Annotated in this window: 26 protein-coding genes, 1 tRNA gene and 1 riboswitch; of the genes, 15 read left to right on the forward strand and 12 right to left on the reverse strand. The window is 56.9% G+C overall.

What is annotated here, in order from left to right:
• Positions 1-17: 17 nt before the first annotated feature.
• Both ACR0KC_RS19285 and hemP read right to left on the reverse strand, forming a co-directional pair.
• Positions 18-494: a hypothetical protein gene (locus ACR0KC_RS19285; RefSeq protein ID WP_170408198.1), complete on the reverse strand. Its 477-nt coding sequence runs from the start codon at positions 492-494 to the stop codon at positions 18-20.
• Positions 491-658: a hemin uptake protein HemP gene (gene hemP / locus ACR0KC_RS19290; protein ID WP_170398358.1), complete on the reverse strand. Its 168-nt coding sequence runs from the start codon at positions 656-658 to the stop codon at positions 491-493. The genes ACR0KC_RS19285 and hemP overlap by 4 nt, the downstream gene beginning before the upstream one ends.
• Before the next feature lie 225 nt (positions 659-883).
• On the opposite strand from hemP, the gene gph reads away from it, so the two are divergent.
• Positions 884-1,546 (forward strand): phosphoglycolate phosphatase, encoded by a 663-nt coding sequence (gph, locus tag ACR0KC_RS19295; RefSeq protein ID WP_170514506.1) that lies wholly within the window; start codon positions 884-886, stop codon positions 1,544-1,546.
• Positions 1,547-1,759: 213 nt separating this feature from the next.
• On the opposite strand, the gene ACR0KC_RS19300 is transcribed toward gph, so the two are convergent.
• Positions 1,760-2,932 carry an acetate/propionate family kinase gene (locus tag ACR0KC_RS19300; protein WP_480707427.1) on the reverse strand — a complete coding sequence of 391 codons (1,173 nt, stop codon included), beginning with the start codon at positions 2,930-2,932 and terminating at the stop codon, positions 1,760-1,762.
• Complete coding sequence (locus tag ACR0KC_RS19305) at positions 2,932-4,317, reverse strand: bifunctional enoyl-CoA hydratase/phosphate acetyltransferase (protein WP_170802521.1); 1,386 nt, start codon at positions 4,315-4,317, stop codon at positions 2,932-2,934. The genes ACR0KC_RS19300 and ACR0KC_RS19305 overlap by 1 nt, the downstream gene beginning before the upstream one ends.
• 582 nt (positions 4,318-4,899) lie before the next feature.
• On the opposite strand from ACR0KC_RS19305, the gene ACR0KC_RS19310 reads away from it, so the two are divergent.
• Positions 4,900-6,756: an SLC13 family permease gene (locus ACR0KC_RS19310; protein WP_170398548.1), complete on the forward strand. Its 1,857-nt coding sequence runs from the start codon at positions 4,900-4,902 to the stop codon at positions 6,754-6,756.
• A 9-nt stretch (positions 6,757-6,765) separates the two neighbouring features.
• Here the strand turns inward: ACR0KC_RS19310 and ACR0KC_RS19315 are convergent, their stop codons facing one another.
• Entirely contained in the window at positions 6,766-7,866 is a 1,101-nt protein-coding gene (locus tag ACR0KC_RS19315; RefSeq protein WP_223117378.1) for a Gfo/Idh/MocA family protein, read from the reverse strand.
• Between the two features lie 12 nt (positions 7,867-7,878).
• Positions 7,879-8,589 carry a GntR family transcriptional regulator gene (locus ACR0KC_RS19320; protein WP_170398311.1) on the reverse strand — a complete coding sequence of 237 codons (711 nt, stop codon included), beginning with the start codon at positions 8,587-8,589 and terminating at the stop codon, positions 7,879-7,881.
• A gap of 105 nt (positions 8,590-8,694) precedes the next feature.
• On the opposite strand from ACR0KC_RS19320, the gene ACR0KC_RS19325 reads away from it, so the two are divergent.
• The 6 genes from ACR0KC_RS19325 to ACR0KC_RS19350 are packed head-to-tail and all read left to right on the forward strand — an operon-like array spanning position 8,695 to position 14,272.
• Positions 8,695-9,849 (forward strand): LLM class flavin-dependent oxidoreductase, encoded by a 1,155-nt coding sequence (locus ACR0KC_RS19325; protein ID WP_480772150.1) that lies wholly within the window; start codon positions 8,695-8,697, stop codon positions 9,847-9,849.
• Positions 9,849-10,739 carry an aldo/keto reductase gene (locus ACR0KC_RS19330; RefSeq protein WP_480791461.1) on the forward strand — a complete coding sequence of 297 codons (891 nt, stop codon included), beginning with the start codon at positions 9,849-9,851 and terminating at the stop codon, positions 10,737-10,739. The genes ACR0KC_RS19325 and ACR0KC_RS19330 overlap by 1 nt, the downstream gene beginning before the upstream one ends.
• Entirely contained in the window at positions 10,739-11,254 is a 516-nt protein-coding gene (locus ACR0KC_RS19335) for a flavin reductase family protein (RefSeq protein WP_170408253.1), read from the forward strand. Before ACR0KC_RS19330 ends, ACR0KC_RS19335 begins: the two co-directional genes overlap by 1 nt.
• A gap of 53 nt (positions 11,255-11,307) precedes the next feature.
• Positions 11,308-11,895 carry a TRAP transporter small permease gene (locus tag ACR0KC_RS19340; RefSeq protein ID WP_170398319.1) on the forward strand — a complete coding sequence of 196 codons (588 nt, stop codon included), beginning with the start codon at positions 11,308-11,310 and terminating at the stop codon, positions 11,893-11,895.
• Positions 11,896-13,185, forward strand: coding sequence for a TRAP transporter large permease (locus ACR0KC_RS19345; RefSeq protein ID WP_170398321.1), 1,290 nt, complete (start codon positions 11,896-11,898; stop codon positions 13,183-13,185).
• Positions 13,186-13,210: 25 nt separating this feature from the next.
• Positions 13,211-14,272, forward strand: coding sequence for a TRAP transporter substrate-binding protein (locus ACR0KC_RS19350; protein ID WP_170408182.1), 1,062 nt, complete (start codon positions 13,211-13,213; stop codon positions 14,270-14,272).
• Between the two features lie 30 nt (positions 14,273-14,302).
• Here the strand turns inward: ACR0KC_RS19350 and ACR0KC_RS19355 are convergent, their stop codons facing one another.
• Entirely contained in the window at positions 14,303-14,773 is a 471-nt protein-coding gene (locus ACR0KC_RS19355) for a tetratricopeptide repeat protein (protein ID WP_480707430.1), read from the reverse strand.
• Positions 14,774-14,788: 15 nt separating this feature from the next.
• Here ACR0KC_RS19355 and ACR0KC_RS19360 point away from each other — a divergent pair, with 15 nt between their 5' ends.
• On the forward strand, positions 14,789-16,057 hold the full coding sequence (locus ACR0KC_RS19360; RefSeq protein ID WP_480707431.1) for a cytochrome-c peroxidase: 1,269 nt from the start codon (positions 14,789-14,791) through the stop codon (positions 16,055-16,057).
• A gap of 293 nt (positions 16,058-16,350) precedes the next feature.
• Here the strand turns inward: ACR0KC_RS19360 and ACR0KC_RS19365 are convergent.
• Positions 16,351-16,426: transfer RNA gene (locus tag ACR0KC_RS19365), tRNA-Lys, on the reverse strand.
• Positions 16,427-16,635: 209 nt separating this feature from the next.
• Here ACR0KC_RS19365 and dapF point away from each other — a divergent pair.
• Positions 16,636-17,478 carry a diaminopimelate epimerase gene (gene dapF, locus ACR0KC_RS19370; RefSeq protein WP_480707432.1) on the forward strand — a complete coding sequence of 281 codons (843 nt, stop codon included), beginning with the start codon at positions 16,636-16,638 and terminating at the stop codon, positions 17,476-17,478.
• Positions 17,475-18,731, forward strand: coding sequence for a tRNA (N(6)-L-threonylcarbamoyladenosine(37)-C(2))-methylthiotransferase MtaB (mtaB, locus tag ACR0KC_RS19375; RefSeq protein ID WP_170648334.1), 1,257 nt, complete (start codon positions 17,475-17,477; stop codon positions 18,729-18,731). Before dapF ends, mtaB begins: the two co-directional genes overlap by 4 nt.
• A gap of 144 nt (positions 18,732-18,875) precedes the next feature.
• On the opposite strand, the gene ACR0KC_RS19380 is transcribed toward mtaB, so the two are convergent.
• The 3 genes from ACR0KC_RS19380 to petA are packed head-to-tail and all read right to left on the reverse strand — an operon-like array spanning position 18,876 to position 21,609.
• On the reverse strand, positions 18,876-19,661 hold the full coding sequence (locus ACR0KC_RS19380; RefSeq protein ID WP_170398299.1) for a cytochrome c1: 786 nt from the start codon (positions 19,659-19,661) through the stop codon (positions 18,876-18,878).
• A gap of 17 nt (positions 19,662-19,678) precedes the next feature.
• Positions 19,679-21,010 (reverse strand): cytochrome b, encoded by a 1,332-nt coding sequence (gene petB / locus ACR0KC_RS19385; RefSeq protein WP_170398296.1) that lies wholly within the window; start codon positions 21,008-21,010, stop codon positions 19,679-19,681.
• Between the two features lie 14 nt (positions 21,011-21,024).
• Positions 21,025-21,609: a ubiquinol-cytochrome c reductase iron-sulfur subunit gene (gene petA / locus ACR0KC_RS19390; protein ID WP_170398293.1), complete on the reverse strand. Its 585-nt coding sequence runs from the start codon at positions 21,607-21,609 to the stop codon at positions 21,025-21,027.
• Between the two features lie 484 nt (positions 21,610-22,093).
• On the opposite strand from petA, the gene ACR0KC_RS19395 reads away from it, so the two are divergent.
• A complete protein-coding gene (locus tag ACR0KC_RS19395) occupies positions 22,094-22,540 on the forward strand; it encodes a c-type cytochrome (RefSeq protein WP_480707433.1) in 447 nt (148 codons plus the stop codon).
• Between the two features lie 22 nt (positions 22,541-22,562).
• Here the strand turns inward: ACR0KC_RS19395 and ACR0KC_RS19400 are convergent, their stop codons facing one another.
• Positions 22,563-23,177 carry an FMN-binding negative transcriptional regulator gene (locus tag ACR0KC_RS19400; RefSeq protein ID WP_480707434.1) on the reverse strand — a complete coding sequence of 205 codons (615 nt, stop codon included), beginning with the start codon at positions 23,175-23,177 and terminating at the stop codon, positions 22,563-22,565.
• Between the two features lie 55 nt (positions 23,178-23,232).
• Positions 23,233-23,379, forward strand: a riboswitch (FMN riboswitch).
• Between the two features lie 72 nt (positions 23,380-23,451).
• On the opposite strand from ACR0KC_RS19400, the gene ACR0KC_RS19405 reads away from it, so the two are divergent.
• The 3 genes from ACR0KC_RS19405 to ACR0KC_RS19415 all read left to right on the forward strand — a co-directional run bounded on the left by ACR0KC_RS19405 (position 23,452) and on the right by ACR0KC_RS19415 (position 25,750).
• Positions 23,452-23,892 (forward strand): 6,7-dimethyl-8-ribityllumazine synthase, encoded by a 441-nt coding sequence (locus tag ACR0KC_RS19405; protein ID WP_480707435.1) that lies wholly within the window; start codon positions 23,452-23,454, stop codon positions 23,890-23,892.
• Positions 23,893-24,003: 111 nt separating this feature from the next.
• Positions 24,004-25,104 carry a chorismate synthase gene (gene aroC, locus ACR0KC_RS19410; protein ID WP_480772151.1) on the forward strand — a complete coding sequence of 367 codons (1,101 nt, stop codon included), beginning with the start codon at positions 24,004-24,006 and terminating at the stop codon, positions 25,102-25,104.
• Positions 25,088-25,750 carry an HD domain-containing protein gene (locus ACR0KC_RS19415; RefSeq protein ID WP_480772152.1) on the forward strand — a complete coding sequence of 221 codons (663 nt, stop codon included), beginning with the start codon at positions 25,088-25,090 and terminating at the stop codon, positions 25,748-25,750. Before aroC ends, ACR0KC_RS19415 begins: the two co-directional genes overlap by 17 nt.
• Positions 25,751-25,752: the final 2 nt, after the last annotated feature.

The following is a 25,752-nucleotide window of genomic DNA, read 5'->3' on the forward strand; positions in this document are numbered from 1 at the left end:
GGTATTGTCGCCGTCGATCAGTGGAGCACTGAATGTGGGGGGTGGTGCCCGGTCGTCGGCAAAGGGATCGAAACGGTCATCCGGCGTAACGCCAAGCCCAGTTCCTCGGACAACGAGGCCAGTGCCGGGGCGAAATCGGGCCGTACGATCAGCGAGGCCATCATCATTGCATCTTCACGCGCCCCTTCAGAGGCGGCACCGATCATCTGGGCAAAACAATTCTCATCAGCGCCCAGACATGCACATCCCAGCCCATGACGCACCAGCGGACGGCGACCGTGATGTGCACAAAGTGAACACAGCCGGTCCAGCGTCAGCATCGTGGCGCGTCCCTGATCTGCACCCAGCGCGATGTCAAAATCGCTTGCGGCATTTGCCCGGCCTTCGACCCCATCACCCCAAAGCCGCAGATACATGACGGCTCCGGCCTCAATGGGGTTCAGGTCAGCCAGACGGCCAACAGCCGCCCCGCCACGCGAAGAAGGTGCGCTCATTTTGTCAGGATCAGTTTGCCTGCGCGGGTGATACGCAGCGTATAAAGCTGATCGCCCAGCTCGATATGGGCCAGATTGCCGCCATTGGTGAGGTCTTCCGCCTTGTGGGCCGGAAGCATCGAAACAGCGTAGCTAAGGGTCGAGGTAGGGGTTTGCGCGTTCATTGGGGCATCTCCAGAGCATCTGTGGCACTTGGCCTTGTCTGTCTTCGTTTCGCTTGATCTGGCTGACCCTGTTTTGGGCTGGCTATCTGTTCGTGTGATTAATCTGATAAAAATAGTAAGGTTTGTCAAGCTGCTGTTTTTTCAATCGCTCCCACGGGTCTCTATTGCGCCGTCGCACAGCACGACCTAGGCATTGGATATCAACAAACAAAGGCGGATTCGCAGATGGCAGCAGTTGTCGTATTTGATCTGGATGGCACCCTGATAGACAGCCTTGCCGACCTTGCTGCTGCGGTAAACCGAATGCTGCACGATCAGGGGCAGGCCTCATTGCCTCAGGATACGATCCGGGGATTCGTCGGGAACGGATTACCCAAGCTGGTCGAGCGGGCGATGACGCATTGCGGGCTGGAGCCAACGCTTCACAAGGACCTAACACAGCTTACTCTGAAGCACTACAATGCAGGCGCCTGCGATCAAACCGTAGTTTATCCCGGCGTGATCCAGGCGCTGGACGAGCTTCGAGATATGGGCTGTGCGCTTGGGGTCTGCACCAACAAACCCGAAGCCCCTGCCCGGCATGTGCTGGGCGAACTTGGCCTGCTACCCTATTTCAACACGGTATTTGGTGGAGACACGCTGGATATACGCAAACCCGATCCAGAGCACTTGCACGCCTGTTTCAAGACCCTTCAAGCCGCAGGCCCACAGATCTTCGTTGGCGACAGTGAGGTTGATGCAGAAACTGCGCAACGGGCTCAGGTCCCGTTTTTGCTGTTTGAACAGGGATATCGAAAGTCACCGGTTTCGGACATGCCGCACACGCTCAGCTATGATAACAGTACCGCACTGCCTGCACTTGTTCGGAAAATCCTGACGCAGGCATAGACCCCAAAAAAGGTCGAGGGGCCGGCCAAGGGGGTAAGAAGCCAGCCCCTCATCGGGGGAAATTAGTGAAAGTGGATTGGGCGCACTGGCCCGGTAGTTAATGAAAAGTTAACGCACCTGCGCGGATCGCGAAATTGGGGGATTCCCGTAGTGCTGCGATTTTTTCCCCGATCTTCCAAATTATTTTGCGCGCAGAAGCCTAAAAACTGGGATTTATGCGGCTTTCTCAGCCGCGGCACGCGCGATCACCAGTTCCTCGTTCGTCGGAATGACCATCAGTTTAACACGTGACAGGTCGGTCGAGATGACGCGCAGATTGTCCGCGTTTGCATCGTGGTCCAGTTCAAGACCCAACCACCCCATGTCAGTGCAGATACGATCACGGATATAGGTCGAGTTCTCACCGATCCCGCCGGTAAACACGACGGCGTCCAGACCTCCCAACACAGCGGCCAAAGCGCCCAGCTCGCGGCGTATCCGGAACGTGTAGTAGTTGATGGCATTGCGTGCACCCGGCGTATTCGACGCCTCAAGCGTACGCATATCATTGGTCATTCCGGAAAGGCCAAGCAACCCGGATTTACGATACAGAAGATCCGAAATCTCATCCGCATTCATGCCTTGCTGATCCATCAGATACAGCACAACACCCGGATCCAGCTGGCCACAACGCGTTCCCATCGGCAAACCATCCATGGCCGAGAACCCCATGCTTGAACCGACCGAGCGACCTCCGATCATAGCGCACATCGAGGCACCGTTGCCGAGATGCGCCACAACCACCCGTCCGCCATGTATCAGCGGCGCAGTCTTGGCCAGATGGTCCGAGATGTAATCATAGCTCAGACCGTGGAAGCCATAGCGGCGAACGCCCATATCGTAATACTCGGTCGGCAATGCGAAGGTGTCATTGACCCAAGGGTGGTGGCGGTGAAAAGCGGTATCGAAACAGGCAACCTGCTTGGCATTGGGGAACCTGTCCATCGCAGTACGTGCGCCCTGCAGATTGTAAGGTTGGTGCAGGGGCGCAAAAGGCTCGAGTTTTTCCAGCATCTGCAAGCTTTCGGGGGTCAGCAGAATGGGCCTGTCATTATCCGGGCCGCCATGCACGATGCGGTGTCCAACTGCGGTCACGCCCGCCGACGGGAACTGCCGTTCCAGCAAATCCAGAATATAGTCCAAGGCGCTGGCCTGATCGCACAGCGCTTCAGAAGCGGTATCGGCAAGCACACGGCCATCCGTGGTCTCTGCTTTGATGCGCGCCGCAGGGCTGCCGATGCGTTCCACTTCTCCCGAACAGACAAGGATCGGATCTGCTTCGCCCGCGGAGAACAGCCCAAACTTCAGCGAGGACGAGCCTGAATTCAGTGTGATGATATGGTCCATCAGATCTTACCCGACATCCGCGCCGCATGCAGGGCCGCGACGGCACAGGAAACCAGCCGCGCCTTTTCACCATCTGCGCGACTGGTCAGGATAATCGGTACGCGCGCGCCCAGCACCACCCCGGCAGCCTCGGCGTGCGCGATATACGTCAGTTGCTTGGCTAGCATGTTGCCTGCGTCCAGATTGGGTACGACAAGAATGTCTGCCCGTCCGGCCACCTCGGACACGATCCCTTTGGTGCGCGCCGCGGCCAGGCTGACCGCGTTGTCCATGGCAAGCGGCCCATCGACCAAGCCACCCCTGATCTGCCCCCGCTCGGCCATCTTCGACAGCAATGCGGCATCAATCGACGACCGGATAGCCGGATTCACCGTCTCGACCGCCGACAGAACACCCACTTTCGGAGCGCCAATTCCGATTGAGATTGCCAGATCGATCGCGTTCTGCGTGATGTCGATCTTGGTTTCCAGATCCGGCTCGATATTGATGGCCGCATCGGTCACAAGCAAGGGATGCGGCTGGCCGGGTATATCCATGACGAAGACATGCGTAAATCGGCGCCCCGCGCGAAGTCCACGATCCCGCCGCAACGCCGCCCGTAGCAGTTCGTCCGTATGAAGATGCCCCTTCATCAATGCTTCAGCATGTCCTTCGACAACCAGATCAACCGCTTTGTTGGCGGCGTCCAGATGGTCCTTAACAGGAACGATCTCGACGTCACCCAAGGGCAACTCAATCTCACGCGCTGCTGCAGCAATCTTGTCGGGGTCACCTATCAGGACCGGCTTGATGATGGTTTCACGCGCCGCCAATAAGGCCCCCCCCAGCGAGTTGGGCTCTTCTGGGGCGACAACTGCCGTGGGGATCGGAGGCAGCGGGCGCGAGCGATCGAGCAGTGCATCAAAATGCCGGTGCCGCTCGACGACCAGACCAGGCACTTCAATCTCATTGAATGACAGTTCTTTCTCCGGAGCGATCACGACCGCGATGCCGGACACGATCAGCGCCTCATCACTAGGGCGCATCACCTGAGTTTTCAGAACTACCTCGCGGTTATCGCGTTTTTCGATAACCGTAACTCTGGCCAGCAGTTCTTCACCCGCATATGCCCGGGCGCTAAAATCCAAGCTTTGCGACTTATACAGCGTACCCGCGCCCGGCAGGATATTCCCCAAAACGGCCGAGATCAGAGCCCCAAGAAACATCTCGGGCGCGATCGCCTCGTTTACGTTATCACCGTCCCCATCTTCGTCGGCCAGGTTCAAAGGGTTATGGTTGCCGGAATTCGATGCGAAGACATAAAAATCATCCTCTGTGCAGAACCGAGTCAGCTCGGCGGTGTCACCGATCTGAAGCTGATCAAAGGGCTTGTTGTGATACTGCATTGAAACTCTCGGCGGCTGTTTTGCACCGATCATTATGAGATTTCAGGTAAATTTCCAATGACGTTCGGTGGGTTTTATCGTGTCATGATGCATCGATTTTTGATCGCACTGCATACTTCACGACATGGAGAACAGAGTTTTGATCTGGTTAGTCTTTTCTGACCGAGCATCACGCAGATTGCTGGTCTGAAACTCTTCTTTCCGAAGCCGCATGGAAAACCCCAAGTCGACGAAAGGCGTGTGTCGCGCGGAATGATTTTCATCAACCGCAATGATTTGCGCTGGCATAACGCTTCTGCAGCCTATAGCCCACACAAGACGCTATGCAGTCGATGAAAGTACTGGAGCGAGAGGGGCAATGACCGCTGCCCAAGGGCCTGTCTCGCAGCCTTCGCTCTCGGGGCTATCGTCATCTAACGGTTATGAAGCCTGACCCTACGTCGCCGGTTGTTATTGCAATCATGGATTTCGACCAAACAGACAAAGTCCATGACAGGCCCGCGCTGATTGCCTAGAAATGCCTATTAGATTTGCTTTTGGAACCAGGTGATCCCAGTGGAGCAATTGGCGTTTACATACGAAATGGGTGTGGTCTCGGCGCTTTTGGCCTTCACGGTGTTCTTGTTTGTGTCCGAGATTGTAAGGATCGATCTTTCGGCCATCCTGGTGTTGGTCATTGTGGGTCTGCTGAGTTATGCACCGGGTCTCGAAAATCTGGCAAATGTTCCTCATCTGTTTGACGGGTTTGCGTCCAATGCCGTGATTTCGATCATTGCGGTCATGATCGTAGGGGCGGGTTTGGATAAAACGGGCCTAATGAACAAGGTCGCGTCCGTCATTTTGAAATATGGTGGTAAGTCTGAAAACCGAGTGCTGCCGATCGTTTCGGGCACAGTCGGTGTTATCTCATCATTCATGCAAAATGTCGGGGCGGCGGCGTTGTTCCTACCGGTGGTTAGCCGTATCTCATCGCGATCGGGTATTCCGTTGTCACGTTTGCTTATGCCCATGGGGTTTTGTGCCATTCTGGGGGGGACAATGACGATGGTCGGGTCCTCGCCGCTTATTCTGTTGAATGACCTGATCCAAACTGCAAACGAAGGACTGCCCGAAGCTCAGAAGATGGAACCCTTTGGATTGTTTTCCGTTACCCCCATCGGTGCGGTGCTGATCTTGACGGGGATCGCATATTTCCTGCTGCTGGGGCGTTGGGTGCTGCCGGGCGATTCAGGGTCGGAGAGTACGGGTACCGGGCGCGGGACTCAGGAATATCTTCAGCGGGTCTACGGGCTGAAGGCCGATGTGTTCGAGGTTGTGGTTCCGGCCGACAGCCCGCTGGTTGGGCAGATTCTGGCCGACATCAACTTTGAAAATCACCTCTATATCATCTCGACCTTTTACCGTGGCAAGACCTCGATGGTTCAGGTGTTAACAGCCGAGATTGCCGCACCCTGTCGATTGGCGATAGTGGGTCGGCGCTGGGTTGTCGAAGAGTTTGCCGAAAAGTACGGGCTGACGGTGCTGCCTGATCTGGATGTGTTTGTCGAAGAGTTCGCACCCACGAATGCTGGGGTCGCAGAGGTGGTCGTGACGCCTGACAGCAAGCTGATCGGCAAATGCCCTCGCGAATTGCTGTTCCGTAAAACCTACGGAATGTCTTTGCTCGCCATCCACCGGGGTGAAGAGACGCTGAGTCATGTCGAGACTGAGACGCATGAATCCACCCAGATCGGGCTTGAGAAGTTCAAGGCTGGCGACATGTTGGTTGCTCATACCCGCTGGGACAACCTAATGCGGATAAAGCGTGATCCGGATTTTGTTGTGGTCACCTCGGACTTCCCGCAGGATGAATTGCGCCCGCAGAAAGTAGGCTGGGCGCTCTTGTTCTTCTTGATCTCATTGTCACTGATCCTGTTCACGGATGTGCGGTTGTCGCTCTGTTTGCTGACCGGAGCCGCAGGAATGATGTTGACCCGGGTGCTCAGTGTTGACGAGGCGTATCGAGCAGTTGGATGGAACACGGTCTTTCTGCTGGCGTGTCTGATCCCGTTGGGTCAGGCGGTGCAGAATACCGGGACTGCGGCATGGATTGCGCAGCAGATCATGATCATCTTGGATGGATGGCCGAATTGGGCGCTACAGGCGGGCGTCGCCATTCTGGCGACGGCATTTTCTCTGGTCATGTCAAACGTCGGCGCAACGGTTCTGTTGGTGCCCCTTGCGGTTTCAATTGCGGTTGCGGCGGGTGCCAACCCGGCGGTCTTTGCATTAACCGTCGCGATTTCGACCTCGAACAGTTTCATTATCCCGACCCATCAGGTGAATGCGCTGATCATGGGGCCAGCTGGGTACAAAGTGACCGATTTCGTCCGTTCGGGCGGGATCATGACGATCATCTTCTTGATCGTCTCACTGTTGATGCTGAATGTGATTTTCTGACCCTGTTAATTACCCAGCTAGGCTGATCGTTTGGCCCTGCTCTGACGCCTGTTGTGCGGCAAGGCCGATACGCACGGCCCAAATCCCATCACGCAGTGAGACCTCGGGTTTGGCGCGCTCGCCCCTGACCAGCTCCAGAAAGCCTTTGTGCTGGTAATAAGTCGAGCCATTGTGGTCGCCAGCCGCCAGCAACTCGGGATCAACGGGGATGTCGCGCTGGATTGGACCTTTCGGTGCGCGAGGGCTGATGATCAGCTGTGGTACAGGCGCGTCGCCCAGATGTTCGGGCCAGAAGCGGCCCGGGCCGGGCACAAGCGCTTCGATCTTGGCATCGCGCCCAATGGCCGAGATTTCTTCTTGATACCGCGAACCCTCGGCAAACATGCAAAGCTCGAGCATCGCGCGTGTGCCCGAAGCAAAATCGACAATGACATAGCCGTGGTCCAGAATATCTGGAGTATCGCCGTCATAAACTTCGTCCAAATGATTGACGGCTTGGCCTCCGCTTGCGGAAACACGAACCGGGTCTGATTGCAGGATCAGGCGCATGAGGTCGAAAAAGTGGCAACATTTTTCGACGAATGTACCGCCAGTGTTACGGTTGAACCGGTTCCAATTGCCGACCTTTTCGAGAAACGGAAAGCGGTGTTCGCGGATCGTGAGCATCTTGATCTCACCACCTGCGGTCGCTGCTTCATCGATCAGCGCCGTGATCGGGGGCATATAGCGATATTCCATCGCGACCCAGATCGGGTGCGGAAAATTGCGCTCTAACTCTTCAAGCCGTGCAAGATCGGCGGGATCAGTGAACAACGGTTTCTCGATCAACAGTGGCAGTGGGCGGGTTTCCGCAATCTCGGCCAGTTGATCAACATGCAGGTGGTTGGGGCTGGCGATGACCAGACAGTCCAGATCATTGACCGTCAGAAGGTCCTGAAGGGAAGACACCATCTGCGCGTCGGGTGCAATCGCCTGCGCCTTATGCGCCATCTCCGGGTCGGGTTCGAAGATTGCGGCGACTCGTGTGCCCTCAAGCAGAGCAATGTTGTGCAGGTGTTCCTGCCCCATCATGCCGCATCCGATCAGCCCGTAATTGGTGGTCCGGGTCATGCGCAGTTCCTTTTATTTCAGGCGTTGAACATATGTGGCTCGATCTGGATCAAACCATGTTTTTGAAAACTCGATAGGTTCAGCTTTCTCAGACCAACTGAACCGTTCGATATACCCTGCGGCTTGGCCCGCAGGTTTGGTGAAGCCTTCAGGTGTCCAGTCGGGCAGGGCACTGACAGAAACGCGATCCTCTGCCCGTGTGATCCAGAAGCCAAGTTGTTGCTGGTAATAGCGATAAAGCGAGTCGGACAGCAGGTTCTGGTCGATGGTCCCGGCTGATTCGTCCAACCAGATTTCTTCGACCGCGATGATTGTGTCATTCAGATAACGCATCCGACGTACACGCGAACCGCTATCAGACAGGCCGAACTTCGGCAGTTTCGCAGGCTTCTTGAGATGATCAACCGACAGGATGTCGGCACGCGGCAACCCGCCGCCTTCGGGCAGTTCCAGCCGGAACATAGCATAGACGCTGTTCTGCGTTCCGGTCTCGCGGATGTAGTTGCCCGAACCCTGAATACGCTCCAACATGCCTTTTTTCTCAAGCTCGGCGAGGGATTTTCGCAAGGTCCCGACCGAGACATTTAGGTTCGAAGCCATGTCCCGTTCAGGTGGAAGACGCTCACCATCAATCAGACGGCCCGCAGCAATATCGCGGATCAGAAGCTCTGAGATCTGGACATAGATCGGCAGGGCATTTGGATTGCGGCTGTTGGCGGACATTGAGGGCGCTTCACTCGGTCGCAGGAAAAATTGATACACTATTGATCTACATCAATGCGCTTGCTACGCAAGAGGAAAGTCAAAGATGTACGGAGCGTGAATCAAATGACCATCGTCCCCATCACATCCCCCGACCTGGATGCGGCCGAGGTTTCGTGGTTTGCAGCGCTTTGCTCGGATGACTACCAGTTTCTGGGTGTGCCCGATGGTGATCTGCGATCCAGTTGGGAGCATTGTTTAGGCATCGTGAAAGAGGCCGAGGCGCAAGGCTTTCGCAACATCCTGTGTCCGTCATCGTACCAGGTCGGTCAGGATACGTTGAGCTTTGTTGCAGGCTGCGCCCCGATCACTGAAAAGATCAACCTGCTGGCCGCCGTGCGCTGTGGCGAAATGCAGCCCATCATGCTGGCCCGTACCATCGCGACGCTGGACCACATGCTAAAGGGGCGGCTGACGGTTAACATCATCTCGTCCGATTTCCCGGGCGAGAAAGCCGACAGTGCGTACCGCTATCAGCGTTCGCGCGAAGTGGTCGAGATCCTGAAACAGGCCTGGACGCAGGACGAAATCAACCATGCGGGCGAGGTCTATAACTTTTCAGGCCTGACCACCGACCCGGCTCGGCCTTACCAGACCGGTGGCCCACTGCTGTATTTCGGCGGCTACTCGCCGTCTGCTTTGGACCTGTGCGGTGAACATTGCGATGTCTACCTGATGTGGCCGGAAACAAAGGATCAGTTGGCCGAGCGGATGAAAGCCGTTCATGCAGTTGCCGAGAATTACAATCGTACTCTGGATTACGGCCTGCGCGTCCACATGATCGTGCGGGATACCGAGGCTGAGGCACAGGAATACGCCGACTACATCGTCTCGAAACTGGATGACGAATATGGTCGTGCGATCCGCGAGCGGGCACTGGACGCGACATCCTTGGGCGTGGCGCATCAATCCAAGAACCGCGATCTGGCCGACGAATATGGCTATGTCGAACCTGGACTGTGGACCGGCGTCGGACGCGCACGGTCGGGCTGTGGTGCTGCGCTGGTCGGTTCGACCGATCAAGTTATGTCTAAAATCGAAGAGTATCAGAAGATGGGCATTCGCGCCTTCATCTTTTCGGGCTATCCGCACATGGACGAGGCCAGGCATTTTGGCTCCCGCGTGATGCCCAACCTGAAAACCTGCTCGCTTCCCGAAGCCTACGGGCGCGTGCCAGCAACCACCCCGGCAACCCCGCTGGGCAACGGAGTTCGTCGCTGATGCAACGTGTGAAACTATCTGACACGCTGGAAATGAGCCGTCTTGTCTATGGCATGTGGCGCTTGGGTGATGACAGTGACACCTCGACTGCGCATGTTGAGGCCAAGATTCAGGCCTGTCTGGATCAGGGCATCACCACCTTCGATCAGGCCGACATTTATGGCGGATACGCGGCCGAAGCCGTTCTGGGCAATGCCTTGCGCACCAATCCCAGCCTTCGCCAGAAAATGGAGATCGTCACCAAATGTGACATCGTCGCGCCGATGGGGCGTTATGCCGAGGCCAAGGTCAAATATTACGACACGTCAAGTGCGCATATTCTGAAGTCGGTCGATACATCTCTGTCGGAAATGGCGATCGACCACATCGACTTGCTACTGATCCACCGCCCGGATCCAATGATGGATCACCATGAAACCGGTGCAGCGCTGGATGAGGTGGTTGCCAGTGGCAAGGTCGGCGCGGTTGGTGTGTCCAACTTCCGCCCTTGGGACTGGTCTTTGCTGCAGTCGGCGATGAAAACCAAGTTGGTCACCAATCAGATCGAGATATCTCTGGGCGAGATCAGCCCGTTCACTAACGGCGATCTGGCGTTCCATCAGCAGCATGGTCATCCGCTGATGGCGTGGTCCCCACTTGGCGGGGGCCTTTTGATGGCCGGGAACCCTCCGGTTGGTGTTGTTGCGGATGAGATAGCCGAGGAATTCGGGGTGGACCGCGCCGCCGTTGCGGTTGCCTTCCTGCTCGCGCATTCGGCGAACATCCTGCCGGTTTTGGGCACAAATAATCTGGGCCGTATCAAACGCGCCTCGGATGCGTTGAAGGTCAAGCTGGATCGTGAAAGCTGGTACCGCCTGTATGAGGCGGCGCTGGGACATGAGGTGCCATGATGAACGCAATCTCGCGCGATATGAACCATACATTCGTCCCGCATAAGGACGACACGCGAACCCTGCGCGATGCTTTTGGCCGTTTTGCCACCGGAGTTACTGTCGTGACCTGCGACAGTGAGGATGGGCCAATCTGCATTACCGCCAACAGCTTTTCGTCCCTGTCGCTGGATCCGCCGCTGGTGATGTGGGCGGGCGACCGCAATTCGCGCCGGTTCCGCTATTTTCACGCGGCGCGTCACTTCAGTGTGCATGTTCTGTCTGCTGAACAGGCCGAGCTGTGCTTTGGCTGTTCAAAAGACGCCCATGCGCTGCGTGATATCGAACATGACCGTTGTGAAAACGGCACCCCGTTGTTGCCGGGCAGTCTTGCCCGGTTCGAATGCGAGCAGCACGCTTATCACGATGCAGGCGATCATGTGATCGTGGTGGGCAAAGTTCTGAAAGTCAGCATGGCGGATGGAGACGCGCTGACGTTCTTTGCCGGAAAACTCGGCCAATTCGCGCAGAGCTAAGCGCGATATGAAGACTGCGGGTCAAACCCGCAGCTGACAGTGGGAGGATCCGCATGGGCGGACTGGCATCGGCGTTGACGCCGATTGCATTCGTGAACGAAACCGTGCTGCGTCTGGGCCGCGCGGTCGGTGTTGTTGCGATTGCAGTTATGGTTATCGCGATCCTGATTCAGGTGTTCTTCCGATATGTCTTGGGTAACGCCCTGCCATGGCCGGATGAGGCTGCCCGGTTCTGCATGCTCTGGATGACGGGCCTGATGGCCCCCACAGCTTTCCGTCGCGGAGGGTTCGTCGCCATCGATATGCTTGCACGTTTCCTGCCGCGCGTGCTTGGTCAATCGCTCAATTTGTTCCTGCTGCTGATCTCGCTGGCCGTGTTGCTGGTTGCGGTCAATATCGGCTGGTCTGAGGTTACGGGCTTTGGTGGCCGGTTCGCCACTGCGGCGTTGTACCTGCCTACCTCTTTCGGGTTCGATGAATGGTACCGTATTCCGCGCAGTTGGATGATGGCCTCTCTGCTGGTTGGGATCATCTTGCTGATCTCGGTCAATATCGAACTGATCTTGCGGTCGATAGTAACCATGTTGGGCGGAGCACATCTTTTGCCTGAAATTCCCGAAGCTGCGGTGGGGGCTGAATAAATGCTGATTTGGTTCCTGCCCACCTTCCTGATTTTCCTGCTGATCGGCCTGCCGGTCTTTTTCGCACTGCTGGCAGCGCCTGGCATTCTGCTATGGCTTAGCGGTCAGACCAACGACATTACGCTGCTCTATCGCAATGTCTATAACGGTATGGATAGCTTCCCGCTGATGGCGATCCCTTTCTTCATGCTGGCCGGAGAACTGATGAACCGGGGCGGCATTACCATCCGACTTGTGGAGTTCAGCCAGGCCCTGATGGGCCACCTGCGGGGCGGCCTTGCGCATGTGAACGTCCTCAGCTCGATCCTGTTCGCGGGCCTTTCAGGATCCGCTGTCGCCGATACTTCGGCGCTTGGGTCAATGCTGATCCCGGCGATGGAGAAGCAAGGCTATACCCGCAAATTTGCCGCCGCGATCACGGCAGCCAGTTCGGTGATCGGGCCGATCATCCCGCCCTCGGGCATCATGATCATCTATGCCTATGTCATGGGTGAAAGTGTGGCTGCGCTCTTTCTCGCTGGCATCGTGCCTGGGGTCATGGTCGGTGTCGGTTTGATGCTCATGATCAAGCTGATGGCGGATCGCTACGACTTCCCGGTCGCCAGCCGTAAATACACTTGGCCGGAACGCCGTCAGGCCAGCCTAAAGGCGTTCTTCCCACTGATGACCCCTGTGATCATCCTGGGCGGAATACTGGGTGGCATCTTTACCCCAACCGAGGCCGCCGCAGTCGCAGTAGGGTATGCCTTCATCATCGGTTTCTTCGTCCTGCGCACATTGACGTGGAAAGAAGTCCCCGAAGTGCTCAGCAATGCAGGTATGACCTCAGCTGTCGTCCTGTTGTTGGTCGGGGCGGCAATGGCCTTCAAGACGGTGGTCAGCCTCAGCCATGCGCCCGAACAACTGGCCTCGCTGATCCTCAGCCTGTCGGAAAACCCGCTGATCCTGCTGTTCCTGATCAACCTGCTGCTGTTCATCGTCGGAATGTTCCTGGATGCAGGCCCCGCTATTATCATCCTTGGCCCGATCCTCGGTCCGATCTTCACCAGCCTCGGTGTAGACCCGATCCATTTTGCCATTATCATGAGCGTCAACCTGACCGTCGGTCTGGCCACCCCGCCCATGGGGCTGGTGCTGTTCGTAGCCGCCGCCGTGTCTCGGGAACGGGTTGAAACCATCGCCAAGGCAATCCTGCCGTTTCTGGCGGTCGAAATCATCGTGATCTTCTTGATCACATACATCCCCGCACTATCCATGACGATCCCGAGGATAACGGGATTTGCAAACTGAACTGAGTATCACAGGGAGGAAACGCATGCTCAGAAGATTTATCAAAACCGCAGCGGTGGCCACGTCGCTAGTGGCCGCGTCTGCGATTGCCGCGGCAGCCGCCGACTACACGCTACGCGCCACAGCAAACTCGAATGAAAACGACGAAGACTATGACGGTCTGGTCGTTTTCAAGAACTACGTTGAGGCGGCCTCGAACGGAGCCATTGAGGTTGAGCTGTTCATCGGTACGCAGCTCTGCTCGAACGGTGCTGAGTGTCTGCAGGGCGTGGCAGACGGTACGATCGACATCTACATCTCAACCTCTGGAGGGGCCTCGGGCATCTTCCCTTACGTGCAGGTTCTGGACCTGCCTTACCTGATGGCCGATGACCGCATTGCCGAACATGTCCTATCTGGTGATTTCACCCGGCAGATGCGCGACATGGCGCTGGAGGATTCCGGCGGTGCGATCCGTCTGATGACAATCGGCAATACAGGTGGCTGGCGCAACTTCGCCAATACACAACGCCGTGTCGCCGAGCCGGCTGACATGGAAGGTCTGAAAATCCGCACCGTGGTTGCCGACCTGCCGCAGGAGCTGGTCAAAGCACTGGGTGCATCACCGACCCCGATCCCGTGGCCAGAACTGTTCACCAGCTTCCAGACCGGCGTGGTTGAGGGCTCGAAAAACGGCATCACTGACATCATGGGTATGAAGTTCCCTGATGCAGGCCTGCAATATGTCACGCTGGATGGGCATGCCTACATGGGTGCGCTGTGGTGGATGAACAACGCCAAGTTCCAGGAGATGCCAGAAGATATGCGCCGCGTGGTAGTCGACGGGTTTTATGCGCTGCAGCAGGCGACCTTTGCCTCACCCAAGCGCAAGTCGATCCAGGCGTATGAGGATTTCGTTGCCGGCGGTGGTGACCTTTATGTCCTTACACCCGACCAGAAAGCTGCGTTCAAAGAAGCCGCAACCCCGGTCTATGACTGGTTCCAGTCCAATGTGGCACGTGGTGATGAGATCTTTGTAGCGTTGACTGACGCTGTGGCAGCAGCCGAGGCGGATGTTAATGCCTCACGTGATGCGGATCTGAACTGAATTGCTGGGCCGGGCTCTGGGGTCCGGCCCTCACCGAAACGGGTACATCCACCCTTTGTAGTCGTTGACCAGAAGATGCGCCTTCTCGATCTGCTCCGGCGACATTTTTTTGACCACTTCTTCAAGGCTGATCGCCGCATCGGGGTCGCCGCCGATGGCGCTGAGCGTATACCACATGTACGCTCGAACCAGATCAGGCGCGGGCATGCCCAGACCCAACTCGTAGTACCAACCGATACCAGATTGCGCTCCGGGATGACCTTTCATCGAGGCGCGCAAGTACCATTCAAACGCGCGTTCATAGTCCTGTTCGACTCCAAGTCCCAACCCGTACATCACACCGATCAACTCCTCGGCTTCGGCATTGCCGGATCGCGCTGCTGGCATCAACTCTTCGCGCGCAGCCTCAAACTCTCCGGCCTCCATCAGATCGCGTGCTTGTTCCAGTTCAGCCAGCGCTGGGGTCGCGAGAAGGCAAAGGGCAAATACAAACTGGCGCATGGGATTTCTTTCCTTTTGGCAGGGACTGTGGCTGCTCAGGATCTGCCGCGCCCGCTGACGGATGACGATTTCATCCCCTTTGATATGGAACAGGCCGCTATCGGTCATCAACTGTTTTACGATTCCATTTTATCGGGAAACCGGAACATAAGCTGCGCCCATTGCCATCACCCGGATTTCGGCACCTCGGACGGCTTGTCGCTTGGCATCGGAGAAGGCGGGATGGGCTTGGGGCCAGACCGGACGCCGGGCATCGGAACGGACAAAATCCGCAAGCGAATTCCCCGCAATTCGCCGGGGCTTTGGAACCTTGGTGCAAAGGAACTTCACACGGTTTTCCATGATGGCCGTCTGAGTATCTCTGACGTCTACGGTAACGGTTTCAACTCACCCGCGCAGGAGTGGTTGCCGGACGGCTTGAATTCGCTGCTGGCCGCGCAGGCGCTTTTCCCGCTGACTTCGCAGTTTGAAATGGCCGGGAATGTGGCCGAAAATCAGGTCACCGGCGCGGTGCATGACCGCATCGACAAGGGCTGGCCGATCCTCGCCAAACGGGTACGCACCGATCCGCGCTATGGGCCCGCCATGGTCAAGGCGTTCGATGACATCGACACGACCGAGGACATCACGATAACTCAGATCACCAACGCGCTGGCCGCATTCATGGCACTGGAGTGGCGCAGCACCAACAGCCCGTTTGATCAATATCTGGCCGGAGACCATGCCGCTCTGACGCCAGAGCAATACGATGGTATGACCTTGTTCTATGGTGAGGCAGGTTGCGCAAACTGCCATTCCGGCCCGTTGCTATCGGATCAAAAATTCCACGCGCTGAGCTTGCCGCCATTTGGACCGGGCAAGACCCGCCAATGGGACCCCTATGCCCGCGACGTGGGTCATATGGGTGAAAGCAACCGTCTTGAGGACGCCTATCGTTTCCGCACACCGATGCTGCGCAATGTGACAGAGACGGCGCCCTATGGTCACAACGGTGCCTTTCCCGATCTGGAAGGCATTATTCGCCACCACTTGAACCCATCTCAGAGCCTCGCTGCCTGGACCCCTGATTTGGCCGGGCTGCCCAACGTGCCGTGGCTTGAGAATGTTGATTTCATCGTCTGGCAGGACCGGTTCGAGATGGAGCGTCATCGCCAGAAAATTGACATCGAACCGCTGGAACTGACCGATGCCCAGGTCGCAGATCTGGTGGCGTTCATGGGTGCATTGACCGGGACCACACTGGATGCGCCACTGTTCGGTGTGCCAGATGGGTTTGAGCCCTAGAGCCAAGTCTCATAGCGTGAAAACAACTAATGCGCCAAGTGCGATTGTTGAGAGAAAGAATACCAGGCTTCGGTCATATCGGTTCTCTACGCGTCGCCAATCCTTCAGGCTGCCGAATATGAACTCGATCCGATTACGGCGTTTGTAGCGACGCTTATCGTACTCCACCGGTCTCTTTCTCTGTTGCCAATCTGGAATACACGCGCGTAAACGCGGTAACTGCCGTCCGACTCTGACATTCGGACGGACGGTTTGCCACCAAGGAGGCAAGCATCTATTTTCTTTGAAAAAAGTGGTGAGCCGTGCAGGATTCGAACCTGCGACCCACTGATTAAAAGTCAGTTGCTCTACCAACTGAGCTAACGGCCCACTCTTTTTAGGATCTCTTCGATCCGCAGCACTCTGTAAGGTAAATACCCGACCGGGTTCAAGACCTTATTTCGTACTTCAGTTCGCCGTCATTCGTATGAGTTCGGCGCCCCGATAGGCGGCCTAATTAGGCAGGTGGAACTGGGGGGTCAACCCCTTTTTTCAGGAATCTACGCGACAGGGTGGATTCATGTCCGGACCGGCGTTATATGCCCGCCATGCAACAGATACTCGACACCGGTTTGGCCTTTATGAAGATGCACGGGTTGGGCAACGACTTTGTCGTTGTCGATGCGCGCGCGCATGCCGTGCCGGTCACCCCGGCCCTTGCCAGGGGAATCGGGCACCGGCAGTTCGGCGTGGGATTCGATCAGTTGGCGGTGATCGAACGCGGCGAAGCGGATGCGCATCTGGTGTTCTACAATGTCGACGGGTCGACTTCGGCTGCGTGTGGCAACGCCACGCGCTGTATCGCTCGGTTTCTGATGGACGAGACGGGCAAATCCGAACTCACGCTCACAACTGAACGCGGCACACTGCAGGCCCGCGACGCTGGCGATGGACTGACGTCGGTGAATATGGGGCACCCCCAACTTCTTTGGAACGAGATTCCCCTGGCGGAAGAGATGGACACGCTGGAACTGCCGATAGAAGGTGGTCCAACAGCGACCGGCATGGGCAACCCGCACTGCACTTTCTTTGTCGACAACGCCGAGGCCATTCCGATGGAAGAGTTCGGCGAGCGTTACGAATACCATCCACTCTATCCCGAACGCACCAATGTTCAGGTCGCACAGATAGTCACACCCGACCACATCCGCATGCGGGTGTGGGAGCGAGGAGTGGGGATCACTCTGGCCTCGGGGTCATCGTCTTGTGCCACGGCCGTCGCTGCAGCACGCAGAGGCCTCACTGGGCGCAAAGTACAAGTTGACCTGGATGGCGGCACAATCTGGATCGACTGGCGCGAGGATGGGGTCTGGATGACGGGACCCACAGCCCATGTGTTTTCGGGCACGCTGACGCCTGAATACCTGAGGTCACTGGAATGAACCCGCCTAAGTTCAGCACTCTGGGCTGCCGCCTGAACGCCTATGAGACCGAAGCGATGAAAGAACTGTCGCAGCAGGCTGGCCTAACGGATGCTGTGATCGTCAACACCTGCGCGGTGACCGCCGAGGCCGTCCGCAAGGCGCGGCAGGAGATTCGCAAGCTGCGCCGCGAAAACCCCTCGGCACGTCTGATCGTCACCGGGTGCGCGGCGCAAACCGAGCCGCAGACCTTTGCTGCTATGGACGAAGTAGACGCGGTCATCGGCAACACCGAAAAGATGCAACCGGATACCTGGAAAGGCATGGCCGCCGATTTCATCGGTCAGACCGAGGCGATTCAGGTTGACGACATCATGTCTGTCACGGAAACCGCCGGGCATCTGATTGATGGCTTCGGAACCCGCTCACGCGCCTATGTACAGGTTCAGAATGGCTGCGATCATCGCTGCACCTTCTGTATTATCCCTTACGGCCGGGGCAATTCTCGCAGCGTCCCTGCGGGCGTTGTGGTGGATCAGATCAAACGATTGGTCGATAGGGGCTACAACGAAGTTGTTCTGACCGGGGTCGATCTGACCTCATGGGGCGCGGATCTGCCCGCTCAGCCGAAACTGGGCGATCTCGTGATGCGCATCCTTAAACTGGTGCCCGATCTGTCTCGTCTGCGCATCAGCTCAATCGACTCGATCGAAGTCGACGAGAACCTGATGCATGCCATCGCGACCGAGCCGCGCCTGATGCCCCATTTACATCTGTCCTTGCAGCATGGCGACGATCTGATCCTGAAGCGCATGAAACGCCGCCACCTGCGCGAAGATGCGATTCGTTTCACTGAAGACGCCATCAAACTACGACCCGACATGACTTTTGGCGCGGACATCATCGCTGGCTTCCCGACCGAGTCCGAGGCTCATTTCGAGAATTCCCTCAAGCTCGTCACCGAGTGCAACCTGACCTGGCTGCATGTATTCCCCTATTCCAAACGCGAAGGCACTCCGGCAGCCCGCATACCGCAACAGATCAACGGCAATGTCATCAAAGAACGCGCCGCGCGCCTACGCGCCGCTGGCGATGCACAAGTCATCAAGCATCTGACGGCACAGATCGGCAAAACCCACAATATCCTGATGGAAAATCCCACAATGGGCCGCACCGAACAATTCACCGAAGTAACCTTCGGCAACGCCCAACCCGAAGGCGAGATCGTAATCGCGACGATACGGGGGCACAGCAAAGCTCAATTACAAGTGTGATCCGTTGTTCATCTGGCCCAAAATACCTCGGGGATGAATTGGCCGCAGGCCAAGAAGGGGCTGGCCCCTTCCACACCATCGCAACAAAAAAAACCCCCGTCACCGTGATGGCGCGGGGGTTTAGTTTTTAGTTATACGTCGACCTTAGTCCAGACGTTTGCCCTTTATCGGTGCCCACAGGCGCTTGTTCACAAGGTACAGCAGAACAGACAGAACTGTCAGGAACAGAACACCGACGAAACCGGCATTTTTGCGCTCCATCATTTTCGGCTCGGCGCTCCACATCAAGAAGGCTGCTATGTCTTCGGACATTGCCTCAACGGTTGCAGGATGTCCGTCGGCAAATTCAACCTGATCTTCTGCCAGCGGCGGAGCCATGGAAATCCAACCACCGGGGAAGGCCTTGTTCTCATAGAGAACAGTACCGGCTTCTTCCTTTTCTTCACCGGTATAACCATCCAGAAGCGAGGCAATATATTCCGCGCCCCCCATGCCTTTGACCAGCTGGTTGATGCCCAGACCGTAAGGACCATGGAAACCGGCACGGGCCTTCGCCATCAGGCTCAGGTCAGGCGCGCCGACACCGTTGTTGGCCGGGAAGTGGTCGGTCGGGATTGCCGGGCGGAAATCGTCCAGCTCGGGATCGAACACCTCGAAGTTGTCGGCCGCGTAGGTGATGACTTGCTCTTCCGAATACCCCAAATCTTCAAGGGTCCGAAGAGGTACATATTGCAGACCATGGCAGGCTGCGCAGACCTCGGTATAGATCTGTAGGCCGCGCTGAAGCTGGTTCTGATCCCAGGTTCCAAACGGTCCCTCGAACGAGAAGTCGAAATCTTCGATGTGCTGCTCACCGCCACCTGCCGCAAAAGTCGAGGCGGGCGCAAGGGCCAAAGCGAACGCGGCACCGATTGCAAGTTTCTTGAACATGTTTCCGGTCCCTCTTCTTACTCGGCCGGCGTGGCGTCGGCGTTTGCCTTGCCATAATGCGCGTTGAAGTCTTCTTCGATGGTTTCCGGCTGCGCCTCGGGTTTTTCGATGACACCCAGGATCGGCAGGATCACGAAGAAATAGGCGAACCAGTAAGCCGAAGCGATCAGCGAGAAGGTCGCATAGGGCTCTTCCGCGGGCATCGCACCCAGCCACATTAAAGCAAAGAAGTCGATGATCAAAAGGTAGAACCACCATTTGAACATCGGACGATACTTGCCCGAACGCACGGTCGAGGTGTCCAGCCAAGGGGCTAGGGCCATGGCCAGGATCGCACCAAACATCGCAATCACACCAAAGAACTTGGCGTCGATGATGCCGCCGGTGATGAAGCTGGCGAACTGAACGACCCAGACTTCGCCAGTGAACGCACGCAGGATCGCGTAGAATGGCAGGAAGTACCATTCAGGGACGATGTGCGCAGGAGTAACCAGCGGGTTGGCTTCGATGTAGTTATCCGGGTGACCCAAGTAGTTCGGCATGTAGCCCACGATGGCCCAGAACACGACCAGAATGACCGCCAGCGCGAACAGGTCCTTGATCACGAAATAGGGCCAGAACGGCAGCGTGTCTTTCTCTGCCTCGGCTTTCGAGCCACGGCGAACCTCAACACCTGTCGGGTTGTTGTTGCCTGTGGTGTGGAAGGCCCAGATATGCACGATCACAAGCGCCGCGATAACAAACGGCAGAAGGTAGTGCAGCGAGAAAAAGCGGTTCAGAGTGGCGTTGTCCACCGCAGGTCCGCCCAGCAACCAGGTCTGGATCGCATCACCAACAAACGGGATCGCACCAAACAGGCCGGTGATCACGGTCGCACCCCAGAAGGACATCTGCCCCCAGGGCAGAACGTAGCCCATGAACGCAGTGCCCATCATCATCAGGTAAATGAGCATCCCGATGATCCACGTAATCTCACGCGGGGCTTTGTACGAGCCGTAGAACAGGCCGCGGAAGATGTGGATGTAGACTGCTACAAAGAACAGCGATGCGCCGTTCATGTGCAGATAGCGCAGCATATAGCCGCCGTTCACGTTGCGCATGATGTGTTCGATGCTGGCAAAGGCCAGATCAACATGCGGGGTGTAGTGCATCACCAGAACGATACCGGTGACGATCTGCAACGCCAGGCAGAACGCCAGGACGATGCCCCAGATCCACCACCAGTTCAGGTTCTTGGGGGTTGGGATCATCAGGGTGTCATAAAGCAGGCCGACGATGGGCAGACGGCTGTTCAGCCACTTCTCGCCATTTGTCTTCGGCTCGTAATGATCGTGGGGAATTCCGGACATAAGTTAGGTCTCCCTTAGCCGAGCTTGATGGTGGTGGCGTCCACCCATTCAACGGGCGGAATGGGCAGGTTTTCAGGCGCGGGGCCTTTGCGGATACGACCGGCAAGATCGTAGTGCGAGCCGTGGCAGGGGCAGAACCAACCGCCAAAGTCGCCAGCATCGCCAAGCGGCACACAACCCAAGTGTGTACAAACACCCATCTGAACGATCCACGCCCCTTCTCCTTCGCCTTCGGGCGAAGGCATGACGCGATTGGCATCGGTCGCTGGTGCGTCGGCGTTCAGGTTGAAGTTACGAGCCAGCGGGTCAGGCAGCGCGTCGACACCTTCAGCGTCCTGCTCCTGAGCTTCCTGAATCTCGGCACCTGTGCGGTGACGGATGAAAACAGGCTTACCCAACCACTTTGCAGTCAGCTGCGTACCCGGCTCTACCCCGCTCACATCCACACGGATCGAGGACAGCGCCTGAACGTCTGCCGATGGGTTCATTTGATTTACCAGGGGCCAAACGGCAGCCCCGGTGGCAACGACACCTGCGCCGCCAGCGACGTAGTAGAGGAAATCTCTGCGGGTGCCTTCGTGGTCTTCAGCTTGGGACACGAGGTTATCTCCGATTATCTGGCGCCCGCGAACGGGCATAAAGCTCGCGCACCGCACAAGTGCGGCGTCTTAAACGGGGTATCTATCGGGGAGAATAGAGTTCGTCCAGCGCTCTTAAACGCGCAATACGCCGCATCTAAGCATTCATGTCACGGTGAAAGGGCAAAATTTCAATCTCAAATGCAGATTTTAACCCTCAGAGCGGCGAATTGCGCCAGGCAGATGGGACGTGATTCGACATCGACCCGCGCTGGTAGATCCCCAAATTGAAATCTCCTCACCCTATGCGAACGCCGCCGATTTCACGTGCAGCTCTACCTTAAGAACACTGTATTCCTTCTATTTTAGCGCGATACGATTTCTCTTAAATTATTAATATAAAATAGATATTTCAAACACGTGATTATCTACCAGAATTCGATTGCACTCTAAACGGGAATGCGTGAAAGGCCACAGGCGCAATATTCCCAGCCGGAGATGTTCAATGCTCAAGATAGCAGCAACCGTAGTTTTTGTTTCGTTTCTGACTTCAGTACAGGCGATCGCAGCCGGCGATCCGGCGAAAGGCGAACAGCTCTATAACAGATGCTCTTCGTGCCATGCGATCATCAAAAATGGCGAGGTTCTGGTCAAAGGCGGCATCACCGGGCCGAATCTCTTTGGCGTAGTTGGCCGCACCGCCGGAACTGAGAACGATTATCTTTATGGAAGTGAACGTTTGCCCATCGGGATGTTCACCGACGACATGATCCGCGCCGGGCAAGAAGGGCTTGTGTGGACTGAAGAAAACATCGCCGCCTATTCTCGGGATCCGATCGGGTTCATCAAGGAATATCTGGGTGATGACACCGCCCGCCCGAACATGAGCGTCAAGCTGAAAAAAGGCGCAGATGACATCGCTGCTTATCTCGCCACATTCAGCGCTCAATGAATGGAAGGCGAGAACGCGTGCCTCAGGCCTTGCGCATCAACGAGGCCAAGCGCGCCACCTCGCTGCCAAGTCCTGCTGAGTGCACGTGATCAGCCGCGCGATGTCGCGCCTCATCGGGCTTGTTCTGATTCAGCTTCCAAGTGCCGTCGATATCCGAGATCATGAGTCGGCAGGGAACGATCATGCGCATCATTCTATCCAGCGCGTCTGGTGTCATCTTAGACGCCAACCATGGCGGCTTTGGCAGCAGGCGATTTTCAAAGTCTGCCGCCTGCCGGTCGAGCAGATTTCGCAGGTCGTCCGTTGGCCGCATCTCAAGCACTCCAGTCAGATGCACCGCTACATAGTTCCAGGTCGGCACCTGATCATCGACTTCGTACCAGTCAGGCGAGATATACCCATCCGGCCCCAACACAGCGATCTTCGCAGGTTGCGGCTGTTTCAGCGCCCTAACAATCGGATTTGACCGGACCAGATGCAGGTCAGCCGATGAAGCATCCTCGTTCAGAAGAAAGGGAACGTGGCTTAACAACGGTACACCCGATGTCGACACCGCCAGAACACCAAAGGCGCGGTCACGCGCAAACTCGATGTGACGCTCGCGCGTCTCGGCGCGAAAGGTGGGATTGGGATGCATATTCGTCCTCCTGCCAATTTCTCTTGCAGAAGCGATATCTCCTTGGCAAGGTCCCACTCGTTCTCAGGGCGGGGCGAAATTCCCCACCGGCGGTATGCGGGCATGACCCGTAAGCCCGCGAGCGGCCCCGGTCTCCGGGGTGTCAGCAGATCTGGTGAGAAGCCAGAGCCGACGGTTACAGTCCGGATGAAAGAGAACGTGCAGCACGCCGGTAATGCGGTGTGCCTGCTCGTGATCGCCTTGGGTGACGTGTCTGTTACGAAAGGAGATCATGATGACACACACCCGCTATGCTTTTGTCAAAGCCAACTGGCATTCAGATATCGTGGATCGCGCGCTGGATGGGTTTCTCGAACTAATTCCAGCCGATCAGGTTGATGTATTCGACGTTCCGGGCGCTTTCGAGATGCCCCTGCTGGCCCGTGACCTGGCGCAAACGGGGCGCTACGCCGCCGTAGCCTGCGCTGCCTTTGTAGTGGATGGCGGCATCTACCGGCATGACTTCGTCGCACAAGCGGTTGTCGATGGCTTGATGCGGGCCGGGCTCGATTCAGGTGTTCCGGTCCTGTCGGTCTCGCTGACACCGCATCAGTATCAGGAAACGGATCACCACAACGCCATCTATCGCGCGCATTTCATCGAGAAAGGGCGCGAAGCAGCTCATGCAGCGCTCAAGATCAACGCAACCCGCGCCGCGGTGGCTCAAGCCGCCTGATTTATTCCAATCGCGCCGCCCACAGGGCGGCGCTTGCTTCTCTGCAAATGCAAATCCGCTTGAGGACCAAGGCACTCCCCGCTAATCACATCGCTCAAAGGAGCATGCCCCATGTCGATGAACAGTTTTGGCCACCTCTTCCGCGTTACCACCTGGGGTGAAAGCCACGGGCCCGCTTTGGGTGCGACCATAGATGGCTGCCCTCCGGGCGTCACGATCGATGAAGGCATGATCCAGCATTGGCTGGACAAGCGCAAACCAGGTCAGAACAAATTCACCACACAGCGGCGCGAACCCGATCAGGTCAAAATCCTGTCTGGTGTTTTCGAAGGCCAGACCACAGGCACACCGGTGCAGTTGATGATCGAGAACACCGATCAGCGCTCGAAAGACTACGGCGACATCATGGACAAGTTTCGTCCGGGACACGCCGACATCACATATTGGCAGAAGTACGGGATCCGTGACTATCGCGGCGGCGGGCGCAGTTCGGCGAGGGAAACGGCATCACGTGTGGCGGCCGGAGGACTCGCGCGTGAGGCTATCAAACAGATCGCTCCGAATGTTCAAATCACCGGTTATATGACCCAGATCGGTCCGCACAAGATCGACCGTGCCAATTTCGACTGGTCGCAGATCGAACAGAATACATTCTGGACGCCCGACGCCAAAGCAGCCGAAGATTGGGCCGTTTATCTGGACGACCTGCGCAAATCCGGCAACTCGGTCGGCGCAGTGGTCGAAGTGGTCGCGCGCGGCGTTCCGGCGGGGCTCGGCGCGCCGGTTTATGCCAAGTTAGACACTGATCTGGCTGCAGCCATGATGTCGATAAACGCCGTTAAAGGGGTTGAAATCGGTGAAGGCATGAGCGCCGCCGAACTGACTGGCGAGGCCAACGCCGACGAGATATTCATGGGACAGGACGGCCCTCAATACAGCTCGAACCACGCTGGCGGTATTCTGGGCGGCATTTCGACCGGCCAGGATCTTGTGGTGCGCTTTGCGGTCAAGCCGACCTCGTCCATTTTGACCACCCGCAAGACCATCACCAAATCCGGCGAAGAGACCAAGATCATTACCAAAGGCCGCCACGACCCCTGCGTCGGCATCCGCGCCGTTCCGGTAGGTGAGGCAATGATGGCTTGCGTGATCCTCGATCACCTGCTCCTGCATCGTGGTCAAATCGGCGAGAACCGTGGACGGATTGGCTGATCTGCGCGCTTCGCTGCGCGCTGTCGTCAGGCAACGGATGCAGACGGATCCGGCGCATGATCTGGCGCACCTGGATCGGGTTTGGGTTAATGCGCAGGCGATTGCGGATGATGAAACCAACCCGCGTGTCTTGCTGGCGGCGTGTTATCTGCATGATCTGATCAACCTGTCAAAAGATGACCCGGATCGGCATCTGGCCTCGATGCGATCCGCCGATGAATCAGAGCCTATTCTTGAAGAATTCGGCTATTCCACCACTGAAATTGGAGCCGTGCAGCACGCGATTGCCGCCCATAGCTTTTCGGCTAACATCCCGCCCGAAACACCCGAGGCGCGAATACTACGGGATGCCGATCGTCTGGATGCGTTGGGTGCTATCGGTATTGCCCGCAACTTTTCAGTCTCGGGCGCCCTGGGACGCACCCTTTATGACCCGTCAGATCCGTTTGCCGAAAACCGTTTACCTAATGACCTGATTTTTTCAATCGATCACTGGCAAATAAAACTGCTGCGCTTACCCAATGATATGCTGACCGAAAAAGGCAGGGCCATCGCGCAGGACCGAGCCGCGCGGATGATGAGGTTTCTAAAGGACCTGTCAGAGGAAATTGGAGCTCAGCTTCCACTAGACTGGTCCAATCTCTGATA

The sequence above is a fragment of the Ruegeria sp. CF3 genome, from assembly GCF_056537365.1.

Bases quoted from the DNA above. Each gene is read 5' to 3' on its own strand.
- ACR0KC_RS19285 (WP_170408198.1), bottom strand. From the start codon at position 494: ATGAGCGCACCTTCTTCGCGTGGCGGGGCGGCTGTTGGCCGTCTGGCT.
- hemP (WP_170398358.1), bottom strand. From the start codon at position 658: ATGAACGCGCAAACCCCTACCTCGACCCTTAGCTACGCTGTTTCGATG.
- gph (WP_170514506.1), top strand. From the start codon at position 884: ATGGCAGCAGTTGTCGTATTTGATCTGGATGGCACCCTGATAGACAGC.
- ACR0KC_RS19300 (WP_480707427.1), bottom strand. From the start codon at position 2,932: ATGGACCATATCATCACACTGAATTCAGGCTCGTCCTCGCTGAAGTTT.
- ACR0KC_RS19305 (WP_170802521.1), bottom strand. From the start codon at position 4,317: ATGCAGTATCACAACAAGCCCTTTGATCAGCTTCAGATCGGTGACACC.
- ACR0KC_RS19310 (WP_170398548.1), top strand. From the start codon at position 4,900: ATGGGTGTGGTCTCGGCGCTTTTGGCCTTCACGGTGTTCTTGTTTGTG.
- ACR0KC_RS19315 (WP_223117378.1), bottom strand. From the start codon at position 7,866: ATGACCCGGACCACCAATTACGGGCTGATCGGATGCGGCATGATGGGG.
- ACR0KC_RS19320 (WP_170398311.1), bottom strand. From the start codon at position 8,589: ATGTCCGCCAACAGCCGCAATCCAAATGCCCTGCCGATCTATGTCCAG.
- ACR0KC_RS19325 (WP_480772150.1), top strand. From the start codon at position 8,695: ATGACCATCGTCCCCATCACATCCCCCGACCTGGATGCGGCCGAGGTT.
- ACR0KC_RS19330 (WP_480791461.1), top strand. From the start codon at position 9,849: ATGCAACGTGTGAAACTATCTGACACGCTGGAAATGAGCCGTCTTGTC.
- ACR0KC_RS19335 (WP_170408253.1), top strand. From the start codon at position 10,739: ATGAACGCAATCTCGCGCGATATGAACCATACATTCGTCCCGCATAAG.
- ACR0KC_RS19340 (WP_170398319.1), top strand. From the start codon at position 11,308: ATGGGCGGACTGGCATCGGCGTTGACGCCGATTGCATTCGTGAACGAA.
- ACR0KC_RS19345 (WP_170398321.1), top strand. From the start codon at position 11,896: ATGCTGATTTGGTTCCTGCCCACCTTCCTGATTTTCCTGCTGATCGGC.
- ACR0KC_RS19350 (WP_170408182.1), top strand. From the start codon at position 13,211: ATGCTCAGAAGATTTATCAAAACCGCAGCGGTGGCCACGTCGCTAGTG.
- ACR0KC_RS19355 (WP_480707430.1), bottom strand. From the start codon at position 14,773: ATGCGCCAGTTTGTATTTGCCCTTTGCCTTCTCGCGACCCCAGCGCTG.
- dapF (WP_480707432.1), top strand. From the start codon at position 16,636: ATGCCCGCCATGCAACAGATACTCGACACCGGTTTGGCCTTTATGAAG.
- mtaB (WP_170648334.1), top strand. From the start codon at position 17,475: ATGAACCCGCCTAAGTTCAGCACTCTGGGCTGCCGCCTGAACGCCTAT.
- ACR0KC_RS19380 (WP_170398299.1), bottom strand. From the start codon at position 19,661: ATGTTCAAGAAACTTGCAATCGGTGCCGCGTTCGCTTTGGCCCTTGCG.
- petB (WP_170398296.1), bottom strand. From the start codon at position 21,010: ATGTCCGGAATTCCCCACGATCATTACGAGCCGAAGACAAATGGCGAG.
- ACR0KC_RS19395 (WP_480707433.1), top strand. From the start codon at position 22,094: ATGCTCAAGATAGCAGCAACCGTAGTTTTTGTTTCGTTTCTGACTTCA.
- ACR0KC_RS19400 (WP_480707434.1), bottom strand. From the start codon at position 23,177: ATGCATCCCAATCCCACCTTTCGCGCCGAGACGCGCGAGCGTCACATC.
- ACR0KC_RS19405 (WP_480707435.1), top strand. From the start codon at position 23,452: ATGACACACACCCGCTATGCTTTTGTCAAAGCCAACTGGCATTCAGAT.
- aroC (WP_480772151.1), top strand. From the start codon at position 24,004: ATGTCGATGAACAGTTTTGGCCACCTCTTCCGCGTTACCACCTGGGGT.